Here is a 16,286-nt window from a genome sequence, read left to right on the forward strand (position 1 = left end):
CAAATATAATTATATTTGTCCGAAAAAATTCAATACAATGGGAGATTTAAGTTTGGCAACCATTGCCATAATTATTGCAAATGTGCTTTTTTCTATGCAAGGTTTTAAGGATTATTCGTTTTTTAATAAATATAAGTTTAGCATTCGTGAAGTTCAACGTGGTGAGTACGTCAGGATGCTAACCAGTGGCTTTCTTCACGCCGATTGGCAACATCTTATTTTCAATATGATAACGCTGTTTTTCTTTGCCGATGTTGTCATTGCATACGCAGGAATTACGCATTTTGTACTTGTTTATATATTCTCTCTGATTTTAGGAAGTTTATTTGCGTTGTTCCTTCATCGAAATGAACCTTATTACGCGGCTGTTGGGGCAAGCGGAGCTGTTACGGGGATTTTATACGCCTCTATTTTGTTTAATCCCAATATGATGATTATAGTTCTTGTAATCCCGATGCCGGCATATGTTTTCGGAATTGGTTACCTGCTTTATTCAATTTACGGAATGAAATCACGCACGGATAACATCGGGCATTCGGCTCATTTTGGAGGAGCTGTGGGCGGACTTATTTACGCTCTTGCCTATCAACCATCATTAATTAATAAAGAACCTTTATTGGTTGTAGGAATGCTGATTCCCATAGCGTTACTATTTATTTTTCGTAAAAAATTGGAACGATAAACTACGTCGGCATAAAAATTGATTAAAAACAAAAAATTTAAATTAATTAGATTATGAAACTTTTTTTATTATTATTTGCTTTGGTATCCACTACAATTTCAGCACAATCCATTCCGGCCGTGAACGTTACAGGCGAAGGTACTGTTTATGTTACTCCTGATATCGTCAATATTTCATTAAGTATTGAAAATGAAGGAAATGATGTAAAATATCTGAAACAGAAAAATGCTGATGCTGTTGCAAAAGTAATCCAGATTCTTACCGATGAATTACCTTTGGAGAACTTCCGGACAAGTCACGTTTCGCTAACAAAATACTATGACCATAACACCAAAACATACAAATATTACATATCGCAAGGTATTAAAATCAAATTGGAAGATATCAGCAAATATGAATCTCTAATGGAAGCTATTTTTGAAGCAGGTGTAAATCAGATTGATAATATTGCTTTTGATGTAAAAAACAGAGAAAATTTTCTGCGTGAAGCTCGCCTGGCAGCTGTAGAAGATGCACGGCAAAAGGCACTTTTTTATGCTGTGAGCTTGGACCAAAATATCGGAAAAGCACTATCAGTTAGTGAATTATCATCAACCTTTGGAACATCTCTCAATGCCGAATTTATGGCAGCGTCAGAAATGAAGAGTTCCGCAAAAGAGACCTTAGCAGTTGGAAACATCGCCATCACTGCCAAAATCAATGTAAGTTTTGAATTATTATTAAAACAATAATTTTTATTTTACATAGAATATCAAAAATCGGGAAACTAAGTTTTTCCCGATTTTTTTATTTTTGAAAATATGTATATAAATTTTTCAACCATCAAATTATTTTTTCTATTTTTACAACGGAATTAAAACCAATTCATTATGAATCAACATCTTTCAGATTTTCGTTTTTTCCTTGAAAAGTACGGTTTTGCCGTATCTTCCCGCCTGTCGGAAAAACTTGGTATGCGAGCCAAAGATGTCCGTATCTTTTTCATTTACGGAACTTTCGCAACTCTTGGTGCTTGGTTTGGTGTGTACCTTCTGCTCGCTTTTTTAATTCGTATTAAAGACCTTTTCTACACTAAAAGAAGTTCCGTTTTTGACCTTTGATAGCCTTCATCTACTACCCTACTCTTCTAAAAACAAAAACGATTTTTATTCCTCACAGTCAATATTTTAAATTAGTAATATCAATAAAAACAATATGGAGAAAGGCTTTACAAAACACAACTCAAAAGGTTTTATCGAACATCAATTAACCCAAGCCGATACAGAGGAAATGCAAAAACACAAACGCTTAAAATCTCTCTGTATTAGTCATTTAAAAGCAGAGAATTTAGATTTTGTGTTACTTTTGCCTAATCTGGAATATGTAGAATTTCACGGTTGTGCTATCAATGATTATTCAGCTTTACGAAAAGTTTCAAAACTTAAAAACCTGTACTTCAATACAGTAAGGAAGGATAATAATAATTTCAATTTCCTTTGTGAGGGATTTGAGAATTTAGAATGGCTTGAATTTGCATACTGCCCTAAATTTGAAGTTTTTCCCGATTTATCGACTTGTAAAAACTTACAAATGTTAGAGATTCGCCGGTGCAAAAACTTAAACGATTTTCACAACATCAAAACCATCCCTAATTTAGAAGGAATCACATTTTTAGTATATACAAAACACCAACCATCGGATTTGGAGTTTATTGCACAAATGCCTCATTTAAAAATAATTTCGTGTTGGTTTAACACTCAGAAACAAAAGAAAGAATTTGATGAATTATGTAAAAAATACGGAAAATCAGAAGAATATATTTTGATAAATGATAAAAATTCACCGAAATTTATGAAACGAAAAGATTACATTCCTAAGTAAATAAACCTTTTTTAAAACAAATACATTAATGAAAAGCAAATTACGAAAAATTGTCGTGGAAGATATTATCTATTATTATAGAATTACCGATAATTTCCAAATGGAAACCTTCCCTTCCTTTATCCGAATCAAAATATTTTCAGAAGGATATAAAAAAACGCCTTTAATTATTGAATTTCCTTCAAAATATGATTCCTATGCAGGATTTCCACTCAAAAACGGTGTGAATTTACCCAATTTATTCAACAATATCACCGAATGTGTGAATATTCATCAGCCTAAATACGTACAAAAATTTATTTTGCTTGGAAAAAAATACGGATGGACAGGAAATAACATCATTCCAACACAAGATGGAATGGATTATTTATCTGAATTAGGTTATGATGTGAGTTCAATTCGTGATGATGAAAGATGTAAATAGTTTTAAATCAAAAATTTGTAATAAAAAGTTAATAAAATGGCAATACCTAAAAAACTAAAAACACGCTGGCAAATCTATTCAGAAGAGTTGAGCCAAGTACGAGAACTAACCAAGGATTTTACGCAATCTCCTTTCGGGCGAACAGAGGAAGGATTGCTTGATTTTAGAGGAATTTACTTCGGGAACCCAAAAGAAGTACCTGCTTATGAGGTAATCCACATTGATGATTTGTCGCTTTGTGATGCTGATTTTTCGGGGTCGGTTTGGCGAGGTGTAGTCTTGTGGAGCACTGATAAAAACTCACCTGCAAGTATTAAAAATGTCGTATTTGACCAAAGTTCGTTCGAAACTTGGTTTGGTGCAAAGGATTATCTAATGGAAAATTGCAGTTTTGCTGATTGTAAATATAAAGACGTACATTTTTATTGTTATAGTATCAATCGTTGTAATTTTGAAAATATCAAAAAATCATCGCGTTTCACTTTTTCGATTGATAAAATGATAGAAAATTGCCGATTTACAGGCGAAATGGTAAAAGTTAATTTTTGGCAATCGCCTTTGCAAAATTGCACTTTTGAAGGCAGGTTGTATGACTGTTCGTTTGCTGGTGTAAAAAACGACCATTTTAAGGAATTAGTGAATAATAAACGCCCCAAAACTGTTGCAGATTTGGATAATCGAATGTTAAACATTGATTTTTCAAAAGCAGATTTGGTTGTGTGTAATTTCACAACTTACATTCATTTGGATTTGGTAAAACCTTCGCCCAATAATTGTATATTAAAGCTCACCGAGGAATTTTATTCTGAATTACAAAAACTTATAAAACAAAAGGCAGGAACTTTAACCGAGGAAATGTTAAATTACATCCCACTTTTTTGCAAACCGCACGAGCAAATCCCCTATCGTTGTTTTTACAAGGAGGATAATCGCTATAAATCGCCCGAATTCAATAAGTTGTACTACGAACTTATTTGCGAAGCTGCCAAAAATACCAATACAAGAGTTTTGTGAGTTATTGAGAATTTATCGAATATAAGGAAAATTATATGGCAACGAGATATTACAATTTTTCTGATGAAGACTTTGATTTATGCCAAAAATATATTGAATTAGACAAAGATTATTATTGTACTCGGCAAATTGTTCATAAGAATGACACATTTATCAATAGTTCCATTGAGATTGAAGGAGAATTTTTTCTTCCCGAAGGAAGTTTCAAAAACGAATTGGCATTTCTAACCGAAGAAATAACACAAAAACAATTCGAAGAGCTTTGGGAACACTCAAAAATACCTTATTTGCAAAGCTGGGAAACCTTAAAACAATCCGTTTACATTGGAAACATCATCAATGGTCGCTTAATTTGCTTCTATCCGCAAGGAATTATATTTGATGTTGGTCAGAATTTCTACGCTATCGCTGATTATGAAGTTTGCAAAGCTATTTTTGGTTTGGATAAACTTTACCCACAACAGATTTTCCCTTTTCAAGTAACTGATTTTGATGATTTACATCTGTGGATACGAGTAATTCCGGTAAGTAAGGAGAAAATTTAAAATCATTTATTAAAAATTTTATCGTAAATCATCGAACATTTTTCATCTTAGCACTATACATAGATGAATATCGATATTTTTCAAGTAAAATAAGCAAATAACTATTTAGTTAAAGGTCAAAATCATTAGGAAGAAACTGATAATCATTTAGTCAAAGCTGAAATCATTAGGAAGAAACTAATAACTATTTAGTCAGACTCAAAATCATTAGGAAGAAGATAATAACTATTTAGTCAAACCTAAAATCATTAGGAAGAAGCTAATAACTATTTAATCAAAGCTCAAAATCATTAGAAGGAAGTAAATAACTATTTAGTCAAAGCTGAAATCATTAAGAAGAAGATAATAACTATTTAGTTGATATATAAAACTTTCCTTTATCTAAAAAGTAAGCTATCGAAGAAGTCAAAAATCTGAAAGTTTCGTCATTCAACCTGAAAGATTTTGAGCATTTGGGAAAATATCAATTCCGATTCTGAATAATTTAAATTTGAATAGACAAAAAGATTATCTTTGTACAAACATAAAAGGAAAGAAAATGCAAGAAACTTATTATTTTCACTTGTTTTTAGCTCATATAGCTGAAGGAAAAACAAAAGAATACGATACGTATGTATTTGATGAAGAAAATAATAATCCGTTATTTTTCAAAGAATTAAGAATAAATGATTATGCATTTGGCAAATATGGAATAGAAGTGTTACAACCTGATTTTCGCTACGAACTTCCATTATCGGAATTACTGAAACATTCTCTTTTAAAAAAGGAACATCTTTCGTCCGTTGAAGAAATCTGCAAAACAAAAGGCATTTCTCCAAATTCTTACATAATATTGTATCGTCGAGGACTGAAAATTCCGAAAAATCCTCAACTTTCGCACCCTGATTTACATTACATTGGCGAGTATGAAATGGACGAAAACGCCTTGATAAGCAAGAAGATACTCTTTCCTCATTTATTCTAAAACACAGATACAAACTCAAAAAAATGGCGTAAAATGGAAAATGCAACACAAAAGTGACAATCCAAAACCCATCAAACAGCCCAAACCTACCAAGAAAAAAGAGCCTTATTTTCAAGAAGGTAACGTTTTAGCAATTGAAATGCCACAAGGATACGGAATTTATTTTGTATCACAAGTTTATCAAACACCCAGAAAACTCGAATATCATTTGGCGTGCACGCAACACTTAAGTGATTCGGTTTTGTCCCCTGCTCACAACTTGGAAGATATGTATGATAAAATCACTGAAGAACCAAGACATTACGGCGGAAAAACACAATATATTTATAATATGATTACGGATATAATCAACTAAAAATAAAATGATAGATTTAATTTACACTACAGACGGAAAACTACTGATTTCTAAACAAATACACGATTGGAAAACTTGGCAAAATCATCTGCCCGATTATATGACGCATATTAATTTAAAAAATCTTGATGAATGTTTGGACTTTCTTCAAACGGATTTTAACTTACAAACAATTGAAAAACAAAATATTGAAGATTTTGTAACGCAAAGTTCGCAATTGTATTTTGAAATTGATATTAAAGACGATAAATCAATCCAAATAAAAAACTTAGTTTTAAATATATGAGCAATTATACGCTGATTTACCAATAAATAATATTCTAAAGCAAGAATGGAAAATTTTACCCAAACAGAAATAAGAGAACGCATTTTAAAAGTATTTAATTCGTGCAGAAGCAAAAAGAATACCCCTTTTGAGGAATCACATTTTATGGATTTCTTGATGTTTCCTCCGTGCAAAAAGAATCAAATCCGAAATTCGTTTCGTGGAGCTGACAAACACGGCATTTTTATGCGGAAAATAGAACTGGAATTCGGAATTTGTTTCACACTTTCGGATTATGACAGTACTTTCAGTCTTGATGATTTTACTCAAAAAGTTTTGGAACGAATCGGCAAAACCAAAAGCAACAAAAATATCATCAAACAACGGATGAATGAAAAAAATTATTTTATCTTTGAAATAGTTACATTACTGATTTTAGGAACATTATATTATTTTTTCGGAATACATTGGCTACCTATCTTACTGACTCCCTTGCTCTTGACGGCAGTTTATTGGATATGCTCTCACCGCATAAAAGATATATTACACAACAAAAAATTAGGTAACATTATTTTGAAACAGAAATAAAATTCACAAACTTCACTTAATTTAAACTCTCAAAATCAAATCATTACAAGAAAGAATATTTATTTTAAGAAAACTAAACAAAACTTTTTTCATTAAAATTTTGATTTATATTATAAACTAATTTATATTTGCATCATCAAAGTAAAACAAATATTTTTTTGAGAACTTGGTTTATAAAATAAACTAAATTTAAAAATAGAATCATCAAACTAAAAAGATTAAACGATGGAACATTTACAACCTAATGACAGCTTAAAAATCATTCAAAGCATCATCAATCAGCGGAAGCAAAAGTACGAACAAAACGGATTTTTCTTCATCTTTTGGGGCGTACTCATTATGTTGGCAGGAACTATGCATTTCCTGATGTATCAATTTGATTTTTATTTTAATAAATCGGGATTCGTATGGCTCATTTTAATGCCTTTGGGATTTATTTTTACCTTTGTTGCCAAAATGCGAGAAGGTATAAAAGCCGAAAAACAAGGCAAAAGCATCGACTGGATGGGCTGGCTTTGGCTCGTAGCGGGAGTGGGTGCAATGGTGGGCGGATTTACGCAATCTTCCAAATGGATTATTATTTTGATATACTTGCCTTTCACAATGGCTTCTTTGGCAACGGCATTACAGCTGAAAAACCGACTTTGGGTAAGCACTTCGTTGATTTCCTTTGCATTGGTGTATAGCACTTTATTTATCAATTACGGATATTACATCATATTGATGACCGTAATTTTGGCAGCTTTGTTGTTTTTAATTCCCGGTATTCAGTTGCATTCGGATTATAAAAAAAGAAAAAATGTTTAAAGATTTAGACCCTCTTTTGCATTCGCAGTTGCGGTTGGCGATAATGTCGCTTTTGGTTTCGGAAGAAAAGGCAGATTTCAACCGAGTGAAAGAAGTTACCCAAGCTACTTCGGGCAACATCAGTGTACAGATTAGCAAACTCGAAAAAGCGGGATACATCAATGTAACCAAATCATTTAAAGATAATTACCCCAACACCGAACTCGCCCTTACCACCAAGGGACTACAAGTCTTTGAGGAATATGTAGAGGCATTGAAGGGATATTTGAAATAATTTTAAAACTTAAATGTAATGAACACAACAGAACAAAACGTTTACAGAAAAGCTGAAAAACGAGTAAAGAAACTCAAAAAATTCTACAATCATTTGACGATTTATGTCGTAGTCAATGCCTTTCTTGTCGGATTGAATCTCTATCAAACTCCGCACAATTTGTGGTGCTTATAGGCAATTTTTGTTTGGGGAATTGGGCTTGTTTCACACGCTTTTAAAGTATTTGCCCTTGATATTTTCTTCGGAAAAAATTGGGAAGAACGCAAAATTAAAGAGTTGATGGAAAAAGAGGAAAAATAATATTTTTTTACAACTTTACTTTATAATATAAACTAATTTATAATTTTAAAATCAAATACAATGAACCAAAAATTTAGAAACATCATCTTGGCAGTGAGTTTGTCATTTTTTGGAATGAATCTACAAGCTCAAAATACGCAACAATCTGAAATTCATTCGGTGGAAAATCAGTTTACTCTTGGTGGAATACAACAGAAAATTGAAAAATATTTGGGTGAAGCCTTTGCCACCAAAAACGGACTTCCGTTAGAAAAATTGGAAAAACAACTTTCTGAAAATAAAGAAAATAATCAATGGAATTTGTATTGGAAATCCTATTTGCATTTCTATCAAACTATTTTTTACTTGAAAATAGGCGATAAGGAAAAAGCGAGTGAATACAACCGAAAAAGTATTGATGTTCTGCAAGATAAAAAAGACAAAAACGCCGAAGATTATGCTTTGTTAGCCAATAATTGGAATTTATCTTTTGTTTTTATGAAAAATCAGATAGAAGCGATGCAAATTGATGCCGAAATCCGTGAAAATCTGCAAAAAGGCTTTCGTTTGGAAAGGGAAAATCCGCGTTTGTACTATGTTGAAGGTAATTATGATACCCATATTCCCAAGCAATACGGCGGTGGTAAAAAGGCAGAAACTTCGCTTTTGAAAGCTATTTCACTCGCTGAACCGAACCAAAACCCCGACTGTTTGCCTACTTGGGGAAAAAGGGAAGCCTACCAAAGTCTTTTAAAATGGTACTCTTCTGAAAATCAAAAAGAAAAAGCGGACGAGTTACAGAAAAAATTCCACGAAAAGTTTTCTGAAAAATAAAACAGAAAAAATCTGGAGGTGATGTAAAAAGTACGATACCTTAAAAAAGAAGTGTTTTTGTCAGGCTGAGCAAAGTTCGTGAAAACGGAGTATGTGACGAAGCCTTATCATTACAGGGCTTCGACTACGCTCAGCCTGACAATCAGAACCACCATCATACTTTTTATAACACGATCAAAAATATAATATAATTCATTGTATCTGAGTGTTTTTCAAGAGTGAGCAAACGGCATTGAAGATGAAGTGTTAAGAAAATCAATGAATGGAACGTAGAAAATATCCACTGTTTGAGCGAAACGAGTTTTGGATATTTTCAGTGAAACAAATTGATTTTTAACGAAATATTCATAGCCTTGAATTTTTGGTTCTTTTGTTTCAAGACAAAAGAACAGAAAATAACGATTAATATAACTAGAAATACAACAACAATTTATATCAACAACTATAATTTACAAGAGCAGACATTCAAGAAAAACGAATATTTCCATTTCTTACAATCAAATTTCATACTTTATGAAAACACTACTTTTTGCATTTAATTTACTTATATTCAGTTTTATACAAGCCCAACAAGACAGTCTCCAAATCAATCAATTGGAAGAAGTAGTTATCGTGAAAAAAGACCCTATTTCCGAAAAATTTGCGGTAAAAAAACTCAATTCATTAGATATTTATTTCAATCCTGCTGCCAATGCCGACCCGCTCAAAGCCCTTGTTACGCTTCCCGCTTCGACCAATACGGACGAAAGTGCTAACCCTTCGCTTAGAGGCGGAAGTCCCGATAGGTCAAGAGTTTATCTCAATGGTTCGCCTGTATTAAATCCTGTGCGTTTCAGTCGGAATGATGGTTTGGGAAATTTTTCGCTTTTCAATACTGAACTCATTGATAAACAATATGTTTATTCGAGTAATCCACCTTTAAATTTTGGTAATTCAAGTGCGGGATTGGTGGAAATAGAAACCAAAACCCAACCTATTAGCGAATTTACACAACTTTCTTTAGCAGTTTCCAATATTGGATTGATGCGAAATCAGAAACTCGGTAAAAACAGTTTTACGCAAATTTACACCAATTATCAGTTTAGTGATGCCATTATCGGATTGAATAGAAAAAGTTTAGACCAATTACACCATTTTTCCACTTTCGATTTGGGAGCAAACACACATCTGAAAATCAATAAAAAATTGTCTTTCAACACATTTAATTATTTTATTGATGAAAAATATTCGGTTTTGAATCATTCTTTGAATTTTTCGGGCGATATTGAAGCCTCTAAAAAACGCTTTTTTTCAGTGAATAATTTGGATTATTTTACGCAGAAAACGAAAATTCGTTGGGCTTCGATGATGGATTATTCTCACTCGGAATTCAAATTCGGAAACATCAATTCCAAAGTGAAAAACTTTCAGGTTTTCAATGGTTTGGGCTTTAAAACTCAGTTTTCGAAAACGTTTAGTATGCAATACGGTGTAGATACTTCAGTATTTCGCTATCATTACAATGAAGTTTTACCGCAATTTTATTTCAGTTTAAATACTGAAAATCTGATATTTACCAATCAAGAAACAATTGATTTTTTCTATGTAGAACCTTATATGTATGCCAATTATTCACCTAACAATCAATGGAATTTTTCATCGGCTTTACGAAAAAATATATTTCTTCATAAAAATACCGAAAGTTTCACAAGTTACCAATTTTCAGCCAATTACACACCAAATAACGAGCATCGGTTGATTTTCAGTGCAGGAAAATACCATAGTTATACCACACTGAATTATATCATTCGGAATTTCAATACGCTGAGCAGTCATCAAATTGCTTTGGACTATATCTATGAAAATGAGAAGTTTAACATTTCCTCAGCAGTATATTTCAAAGCAGATAAAAGCGATATTGTAACCAATCATTACGAACAATTTGATAAAACAAAAACCTTTGGAAGTGAGGCTTCTGTGGATTTTAAATTGAATCATCGATTTTCGTTTTCAGTGTCTAATATTTTTCTAAATCAGAAGTATATTATTGGAAATCAGAAGCATAACACTCCTTTAAACTTAAAATATTTTATCAAGTCGCAACTAACTTACAAAAACCCAAAATGGTTTACGACTTCGTTGGCTTTTACCACGCGTCCGGGAAATCGTTTTACCCCTGTGAAATCGGCTGTTTTTAATCCACAAGTCAATGATTTTCAACCGATTTTCGGCGATTGGTATTCTTCTGAAATGCCTCATTATAAGCGTTTGGATTTTTCGGCAAACCGACTTTTTTTCGTAGGAAAAACGACGATTATCACCTTTATTTCTGTCAATAATCTATTGAATTTCAACAATTCTGCTTCGGTGTATTATAATTCAAATTATACCGATTTACAATACAACCACCTCCAAAAACGGATTTTCTATTTTGGAACGACGGTGCGGTTTTGACAGAATTCATTTTTTTCAGGAATAAAAATCAATTTTTTAACTGATTTTCTTCTTTTTTCTGGACATATCTTCGTGTTTTTCAGCAATTTCCGAAGGTTGCTTAGCATAATCCACTTCCCTTTCTTCAATGATAACACGAACAGAATAACTACTTGGTTCTATGGGAGTTCCGTACATTTCGGAATAATTTTTGGTAAAAACCGCTCCAAAGTAAAGTATGATTGCCGAATAATAAACCCACACCAACAAAACCAAAACAGAACCTGCCGCTCCGTAAACATCTAATTTAGCGGTATTTACCAAATAGTTTCCAATCACGAATTTCCCTAACATAAACAAAATGGAAGTGAATCCTGCTCCGATTAGGGTATCTTTCCATTTCAATTTCCCGTCAGGTAAAGTTTTGAAAATGAAGCCAAAAATGATGGTTACAATCGAAAAAACGATAGCTACATTGAATATTTGAGCAATGTAAACCGAATTTTCTGAAAACATTCGGGATAACTGCTTAAACAAAATATCAATAAACGTATTTATTAACAAACTGACTAACAGCACAAAACCCAAAGCTCCAATCATCGCAAAAGAAAGCAAACGATTGATAATGATACGCAAAATTCCCTTTTGAGGTTTCGCTTTCAATTCCCAAATATAATTTATAGAACTCTGAATTTCAGCAAATACCGCCGAAGCCGTGAAAATAAGCGTTGCAATGCTTATCCATTGTGCTACCCTTCCCGAATCGTCAATTTGAATGTTATCAATAACCGATTGAATTTGCAAAGCCGATTTTTCTCCCACTAAATCAGCAAGTTGATAAAAAAATTCGGAAGAAACGGCATTGGCATCATAAAACAATCCTACTGACGAAATAATTAAAATAGCCAACGAAGGTAAAGCGAAAATCGTGGAGTAGGACAACGAAGCACTTAATTTCAAACAGTTATCGTCTAAAAATTCCAATGAAGTGATTTTAAAAAGTTTAAATATTTTATGGCTCGCAATCTTTTTTATCATACTGATTTTATTCGTATTTTCTATTTTAATTAATATTCAATGAGTTAACCTCCGGAGGGCAAAGATAGGAATTTTAACAAAATAAAAAAGCTGCATTTCGTTTCTGTTTAAAATATTTGATATATAATCAATTACAAAAATATTCGAATTAAATGAATAAATCTGTTCTATCTGTAAATAAATTAAAAGAAAAAAATACAGCATTTTAGCTGTATTTCTTTGTTTTTCACTCAAAAATTAAAATTCTATTTTATAGCTGATATTTGGAATGACCATACTGGCTTTGTCCAATTGTATCTTCTTGGTAATGAAGTTATAGTTATGTCCCAAATAAATTGGAGCTCCAAAAATATTCTTCATCTGAAAAGAAAAAACACTGGAACTTTTACGATGATTTATTCTGTAATTCAATGTAAAATCGGCATACACAATGGCAGGATAACGGTCTTGAAAAGCACGAGTTTCATCATTGATAACTCTTTCATTCAAAATGGATTCATTTTCCAAAATAGGACTAAATCGTTCTCCACCTGTTAGAGTTACTCTTGCATTCATATCCAATACTTTACGATTATCTTTAAAAAAGAATTCTTTCCCGAATAAAGCATTAAACACGTAATTTTTGTTGTAACGCGTATTTCGCCAAATATTATCTCCTGCTCTGTACTTGGCATCAAATAATGAGGCTGTTAGAAGGTAATAATACTGATTGTTTAAAAACCGTTCAAGAGTAATATCTATTCCATAATTTATTCCTAAAGTATTGTTTTCTAACTTCTTGTGAAGACCATAATCTTGTTTAAAGTTGAGAAGTGAATATGAACTTCCTGCCTCGCCCAATGCATCATAAATATACTGATAATATGCCTCTGCCTTTAAACGAAGATTTTGACCGATTTTCCAATCATATCCCAATACAAAATGATGAGCCTTAGGAAGTTTTAGCTCTTTGTTAGGTCTTTCATTATCGATTTTCAGAAAATATACATTTAGTGCCTCAGGACGACTGTGTTTTCCATAGCCTAAACTCAAACTATGTTTCGGGTGGAAAGCCCATTGTGCACCAAAACGCGGCTCCAAAATAAATTCCTTACCCAATCCAAAATAATTTGTATGCAACCCCACATTAAGTAAAAAGGTAGAAGAGAGATTATACCTCAGTTGAGTAAAGAATTCAGGGGCATCTGTATATCCGTCATCATCAATGAGTTGTGCGTAAGTTAGCGGTAAGTTATGATCTTGCGTACTGCTCAAATCAAAATTGTAAAATAATCTCTTATATGTAAATCCAGCCTTTAGCATCGACTTTGAGGAAAATCTTTGATTGAATGTAGAGGCAAATGTGAAAGTTTTTGTAATATTTTTCAAATCCATATCAGGAGTAAAATTCTGTAAATCATCGCTTAATCGTTCTGTTTTGATAAAAGCACTTACTCCGGAAAAAGCTAAATTAGATTGCAAAAACGAATTTCCTCCCGTACTAATTCGGTGCGTAATTCCGGTTGCTCCCAAATGTGTATCCCAATTATTTTCAATACGGTCAAAATCAACTTTCCATTTGGAAGGATTCTTTTCAACACTTTTATGTGTGTGGTCAATACCTCCAATTCCCCAAAAAGAAAACGTTCCGGCACGCTTAGTAGGAAAATTAAATTTAAAAGAAAGATCTTGATATTTAAGTTTTTGTTCTGATGGAATAAGATTCAAATCTCCCAACAAACCAAAAGCTGAATAGCGATAATTAAAAATATAAGATGCTCCACTTTTTTTAGAAATAGGTCCTTCTGAAAAAAAATCAAGTCCTAAAATACCGATTTGTGCCGTATGTTCGTGTTTTGAAGCATTTCCTGTTCGCAATTTCATATCGAAAACTGCTGCCAACGCATCACCATATTCGGCAGGAAAAGCTCCTGTGAAAAAATCGGAATTGCCCAACACCTGATTGCTAAAAAGTGTAACAATACCACCTCCGGCAACATTCGCACCGGCAAAATGATGTGGCGTAGGAATCTCAACACCTTCCAATCGCCAAGCAACACCCTGCGGAGCATTTCCACGAACAATAATAGAATTATCCTGCAAATTACCAGTCGTAACTCCGGCATAAGCAGATACCAAACGTGCCGGGTCATTCATTCCGCCTGCATACCGAGTGGTTTCTTCTACCGAAAACGACCGTGCACTAACGGTTGCCATCGCGTTAAGTGGACGTTCCTTTTGAAGAGATGCCTGTACCACAACTTCTTCCATTTGGGTAATGTTTTCCTTTAAGGCAATTTCAAGCACAACTTCCTTTGATGAGGTAATCATCAACTCTGAAATAATTGAACTTTCATATCCAATAAACGAAACCTTTATTGTCTGTCGCCCAATCGGTACTTTGTCAATGAAAAAATTTCCTTCAACATCAGTGGTTGTTCCCAATACAGGATTGGAATTTTCAATAACTACTGTGGCTCCCATAAGTGGTTCGCGAGTGTTCGCATCAAATACTTTTCCTTTCAAATTTTGAAAAATGGGTGCTTGTCCATAGGTTATGAAACCTCCCAAATTCAAAAAAACAATCAGCATAAAATAAATAAATCGTTTCATCGTTAATCTTTTTTCGGCAAAATTGCCAGAAAAATAAAAAACAATCGTCCAGACCTATATATGCAGACAAAAAATACGTCCAATCGGGCAGGATTGGACGTGTTTTCTTTGAACGAGATAATATTAAATATTGTTTTTCAAATAATTAGAAGGAGTGTCTCCCGTATGCTTTTTAAATACTTGATTGAATGAAGATTTGGAATTAAACCCCGAATCAAGTGCAATCCCGAGCAGATTTAATCCTCTGTTTTTATCATTCGTGGCTCGTTTTATGAATTCATCAACTCGGTAACTATTCACAAAATCATAAAAATTTTTACCTTCACATTGATTAATAACCTGACTCAAATTGTTGGAAGAAATCGCCAATTGTTCTGCTAATTGGCTCAACGTTAATTTAGGTTCAAGATATGGTTTCTTTTCTTTCATTAACGATAACATCTCTTGATGCAATTGTGTAACTTCATCGGACTTCAAGCCTGACTTTCTGTACTCCGAAACTGCTTTTGCCTCAACAATACTATGTTCCTTTATGGCTTTTTCCGTAAAAATTCCCTGATAACGAATGCCCGAAAAACCAATAAGAAACACCAATAACACGATTAACACGAAAATAATCAAATCCGAATTGAACCCAAAATCGATTTGGAACACCTCGCGAACCAAAATGATGATAGTTCCCACCAAAAAAATCATTCCCAGCATCATAATTAGCATTTTAAGCCACCGCAAACTGATTCCTTCCTCGTAAGCAAAGTTCTCGTTGATAAGTTGTTGATACTTTGTAATTTTCCGATATGACAAAATAGGGTACGCAATCCCTGAAATAACGAAAGCCACCAACGAAAGAATAAAAAACCACTGATATTCACTGTTTATATCTTGGCTGTCCATAAGCAATTTCTGCTGAGCGGTATAACCGAAAATAAAAGGAAACATTCCTAAATAATCAATCACAAAGGGCAAGAAGTGCAACATATCTTTACGGCGGAATTTCTGGTCTGAACGCAATGAAAATACCACATACAGATATAAAAACGGTCCGTGAAGTAACGGAAACGGATGCGTAAGCCCCACCAAATGCGGATATACCTTCCAATACCCCAAATAATGCAAGTTATAGCTTAACAGGTGAATTGAAATGAATAACATCCAAACCGATAAAATAGTATCAGACAAGGTTTTATTCCGCTTGGTAAACAACAAAAAAGCCAAAAACAGCGAAAGAAAGATTCCTATCGTAAAAATAGTATTCATAATGATATTTATAATACTTATTATCAGATTATACTGATGCTTCGGGCAAAGTTAAATGTTTATTTTGCTTTTTCCAAAAAAGATTTCCTCAAAAAA

17 protein-coding genes and 2 pseudogenes are annotated in these 16,286 nt (G+C 33.1%); 16 read left to right on the top strand and 3 right to left on the bottom strand.

Annotated features, from left to right (window positions below; translation table 11 throughout):
• Positions 1–37: 37 nt before the first annotated feature.
• The 16 genes and pseudogenes from GN105_RS08200 to GN105_RS08275 all read left to right on the top strand — a co-directional run bounded on the left by GN105_RS08200 (position 38) and on the right by GN105_RS08275 (position 11,324).
• Positions 38–682 carry a rhomboid family intramembrane serine protease gene (locus tag GN105_RS08200; RefSeq protein WP_155284928.1) on the top strand — a complete coding sequence of 215 codons (645 nt, stop codon included), beginning with the start codon at positions 38–40 and terminating at the stop codon, positions 680–682.
• Positions 683–735: 53 nt separating this feature from the next.
• Positions 736–1,413, top strand: a complete 678-nt coding sequence (locus tag GN105_RS08205; RefSeq protein ID WP_155284929.1) for an SIMPL domain-containing protein — start codon at positions 736–738, stop codon at positions 1,411–1,413.
• 138 nt (positions 1,414–1,551) lie between these two features.
• Positions 1,552–1,782 (top strand): hypothetical protein, encoded by a 231-nt coding sequence (locus GN105_RS08210; RefSeq protein ID WP_155284930.1) that lies wholly within the window; start codon positions 1,552–1,554, stop codon positions 1,780–1,782.
• 94 nt (positions 1,783–1,876) lie between these two features.
• The gene (locus GN105_RS08215) at positions 1,877–2,542 is read left to right on the top strand and encodes a leucine-rich repeat domain-containing protein (protein WP_155284931.1); all 666 of its coding nucleotides are present in this window, start codon (positions 1,877–1,879) and stop codon (positions 2,540–2,542) included.
• A gap of 28 nt (positions 2,543–2,570) precedes the next feature.
• Positions 2,571–2,966, top strand: coding sequence for a hypothetical protein (locus GN105_RS08220; protein ID WP_155284932.1), 396 nt, complete (start codon positions 2,571–2,573; stop codon positions 2,964–2,966).
• 36 nt (positions 2,967–3,002) lie between these two features.
• Complete coding sequence (locus tag GN105_RS08225) at positions 3,003–3,980, top strand: pentapeptide repeat-containing protein (RefSeq protein ID WP_155284933.1); 978 nt, start codon at positions 3,003–3,005, stop codon at positions 3,978–3,980.
• A 35-nt stretch (positions 3,981–4,015) separates the two neighbouring features.
• On the top strand, positions 4,016–4,525 hold the full coding sequence (locus GN105_RS08230) for a hypothetical protein (protein ID WP_155284934.1): 510 nt from the start codon (positions 4,016–4,018) through the stop codon (positions 4,523–4,525).
• A 538-nt stretch (positions 4,526–5,063) separates the two neighbouring features.
• The gene (locus tag GN105_RS08235; protein WP_155284935.1) at positions 5,064–5,489 is read left to right on the top strand and encodes a hypothetical protein; all 426 of its coding nucleotides are present in this window, start codon (positions 5,064–5,066) and stop codon (positions 5,487–5,489) included.
• A 40-nt stretch (positions 5,490–5,529) separates the two neighbouring features.
• Entirely contained in the window at positions 5,530–5,844 is a 315-nt protein-coding gene (locus GN105_RS08240) for a hypothetical protein (protein ID WP_175577629.1), read from the top strand.
• 7 nt (positions 5,845–5,851) lie between these two features.
• Entirely contained in the window at positions 5,852–6,130 is a 279-nt protein-coding gene (locus tag GN105_RS08245) for a hypothetical protein (protein ID WP_155284936.1), read from the top strand.
• A 45-nt stretch (positions 6,131–6,175) separates the two neighbouring features.
• On the top strand, positions 6,176–6,697 hold the full coding sequence (locus GN105_RS08250) for a hypothetical protein (RefSeq protein WP_155284937.1): 522 nt from the start codon (positions 6,176–6,178) through the stop codon (positions 6,695–6,697).
• A 225-nt stretch (positions 6,698–6,922) separates the two neighbouring features.
• Complete coding sequence (locus tag GN105_RS08255; protein ID WP_155284938.1) at positions 6,923–7,504, top strand: hypothetical protein; 582 nt, start codon at positions 6,923–6,925, stop codon at positions 7,502–7,504.
• A complete protein-coding gene (locus GN105_RS08260; protein ID WP_155284939.1) occupies positions 7,497–7,778 on the top strand; it encodes a winged helix-turn-helix domain-containing protein in 282 nt (93 codons plus the stop codon). Before GN105_RS08255 ends, GN105_RS08260 begins: the two co-directional genes overlap by 8 nt.
• An 18-nt stretch (positions 7,779–7,796) precedes the next feature.
• Positions 7,797–8,078 (top strand): annotated as a pseudogene (locus GN105_RS08265) (2TM domain-containing protein).
• Between the two features lie 60 nt (positions 8,079–8,138).
• Positions 8,139–8,891, top strand: coding sequence for a hypothetical protein (locus tag GN105_RS08270; protein WP_155284940.1), 753 nt, complete (start codon positions 8,139–8,141; stop codon positions 8,889–8,891).
• Between the two features lie 513 nt (positions 8,892–9,404).
• Positions 9,405–11,324, top strand: coding sequence for a TonB-dependent receptor plug domain-containing protein (locus GN105_RS08275; RefSeq protein WP_155284941.1), 1,920 nt, complete (start codon positions 9,405–9,407; stop codon positions 11,322–11,324).
• 36 nt (positions 11,325–11,360) lie between these two features.
• Here GN105_RS08275 and GN105_RS08280 read toward each other — a convergent pair whose 3' ends face one another.
• The 3 genes and pseudogenes from GN105_RS08280 to GN105_RS08290 all read right to left on the bottom strand — a co-directional run bounded on the left by GN105_RS08280 (position 11,361) and on the right by GN105_RS08290 (position 16,190).
• Positions 11,361–12,341 carry a YihY/virulence factor BrkB family protein gene (locus tag GN105_RS08280; protein WP_173014983.1) on the bottom strand — a complete coding sequence of 327 codons (981 nt, stop codon included), beginning with the start codon at positions 12,339–12,341 and terminating at the stop codon, positions 11,361–11,363.
• A 2,244-nt stretch (positions 12,342–14,585) separates the two neighbouring features.
• A pseudogene (locus tag GN105_RS13115) lies at positions 14,586–14,933 on the bottom strand (carboxypeptidase-like regulatory domain-containing protein); the annotation flags it as partial.
• A gap of 123 nt (positions 14,934–15,056) precedes the next feature.
• A complete protein-coding gene (locus tag GN105_RS08290; RefSeq protein ID WP_155284943.1) occupies positions 15,057–16,190 on the bottom strand; it encodes a helix-turn-helix domain-containing protein in 1,134 nt (377 codons plus the stop codon).
• Between the last annotated feature and the right edge of the window lie 96 nt (positions 16,191–16,286).

This window comes from Capnocytophaga felis (genome assembly GCF_009684755.1).
In the GTDB taxonomy this organism is placed as follows: Bacteria; Bacteroidota; Bacteroidia; order Flavobacteriales; family Flavobacteriaceae; genus Capnocytophaga; species Capnocytophaga felis.

Bases quoted from the DNA above. Each gene is read 5' to 3' on its own strand.
- GN105_RS08250 (WP_155284937.1), top strand. From the start codon at position 6,176: ATGGAAAATTTTACCCAAACAGAAATAAGAGAACGCATTTTAAAAGTA.
- GN105_RS08270 (WP_155284940.1), top strand. From the start codon at position 8,139: ATGAACCAAAAATTTAGAAACATCATCTTGGCAGTGAGTTTGTCATTT.
- GN105_RS08205 (WP_155284929.1), top strand. From the start codon at position 736: ATGAAACTTTTTTTATTATTATTTGCTTTGGTATCCACTACAATTTCA.
- GN105_RS08280 (WP_173014983.1), bottom strand. From the start codon at position 12,341: ATGATAAAAAAGATTGCGAGCCATAAAATATTTAAACTTTTTAAAATC.
- GN105_RS08260 (WP_155284939.1), top strand. From the start codon at position 7,497: ATGTTTAAAGATTTAGACCCTCTTTTGCATTCGCAGTTGCGGTTGGCG.
- GN105_RS08290 (WP_155284943.1), bottom strand. From the start codon at position 16,190: ATGAATACTATTTTTACGATAGGAATCTTTCTTTCGCTGTTTTTGGCT.
- GN105_RS08235 (WP_155284935.1), top strand. From the start codon at position 5,064: ATGCAAGAAACTTATTATTTTCACTTGTTTTTAGCTCATATAGCTGAA.
- GN105_RS08255 (WP_155284938.1), top strand. From the start codon at position 6,923: ATGGAACATTTACAACCTAATGACAGCTTAAAAATCATTCAAAGCATC.
- GN105_RS08230 (WP_155284934.1), top strand. From the start codon at position 4,016: ATGGCAACGAGATATTACAATTTTTCTGATGAAGACTTTGATTTATGC.
- GN105_RS08275 (WP_155284941.1), top strand. From the start codon at position 9,405: ATGAAAACACTACTTTTTGCATTTAATTTACTTATATTCAGTTTTATA.
- GN105_RS08245 (WP_155284936.1), top strand. From the start codon at position 5,852: ATGATAGATTTAATTTACACTACAGACGGAAAACTACTGATTTCTAAA.
- GN105_RS08220 (WP_155284932.1), top strand. From the start codon at position 2,571: ATGAAAAGCAAATTACGAAAAATTGTCGTGGAAGATATTATCTATTAT.
- GN105_RS08210 (WP_155284930.1), top strand. From the start codon at position 1,552: ATGAATCAACATCTTTCAGATTTTCGTTTTTTCCTTGAAAAGTACGGT.
- GN105_RS08200 (WP_155284928.1), top strand. From the start codon at position 38: ATGGGAGATTTAAGTTTGGCAACCATTGCCATAATTATTGCAAATGTG.
- GN105_RS08215 (WP_155284931.1), top strand. From the start codon at position 1,877: ATGGAGAAAGGCTTTACAAAACACAACTCAAAAGGTTTTATCGAACAT.
- GN105_RS08240 (WP_175577629.1), top strand. From the start codon at position 5,530: ATGCAACACAAAAGTGACAATCCAAAACCCATCAAACAGCCCAAACCT.
- GN105_RS08225 (WP_155284933.1), top strand. From the start codon at position 3,003: ATGGCAATACCTAAAAAACTAAAAACACGCTGGCAAATCTATTCAGAA.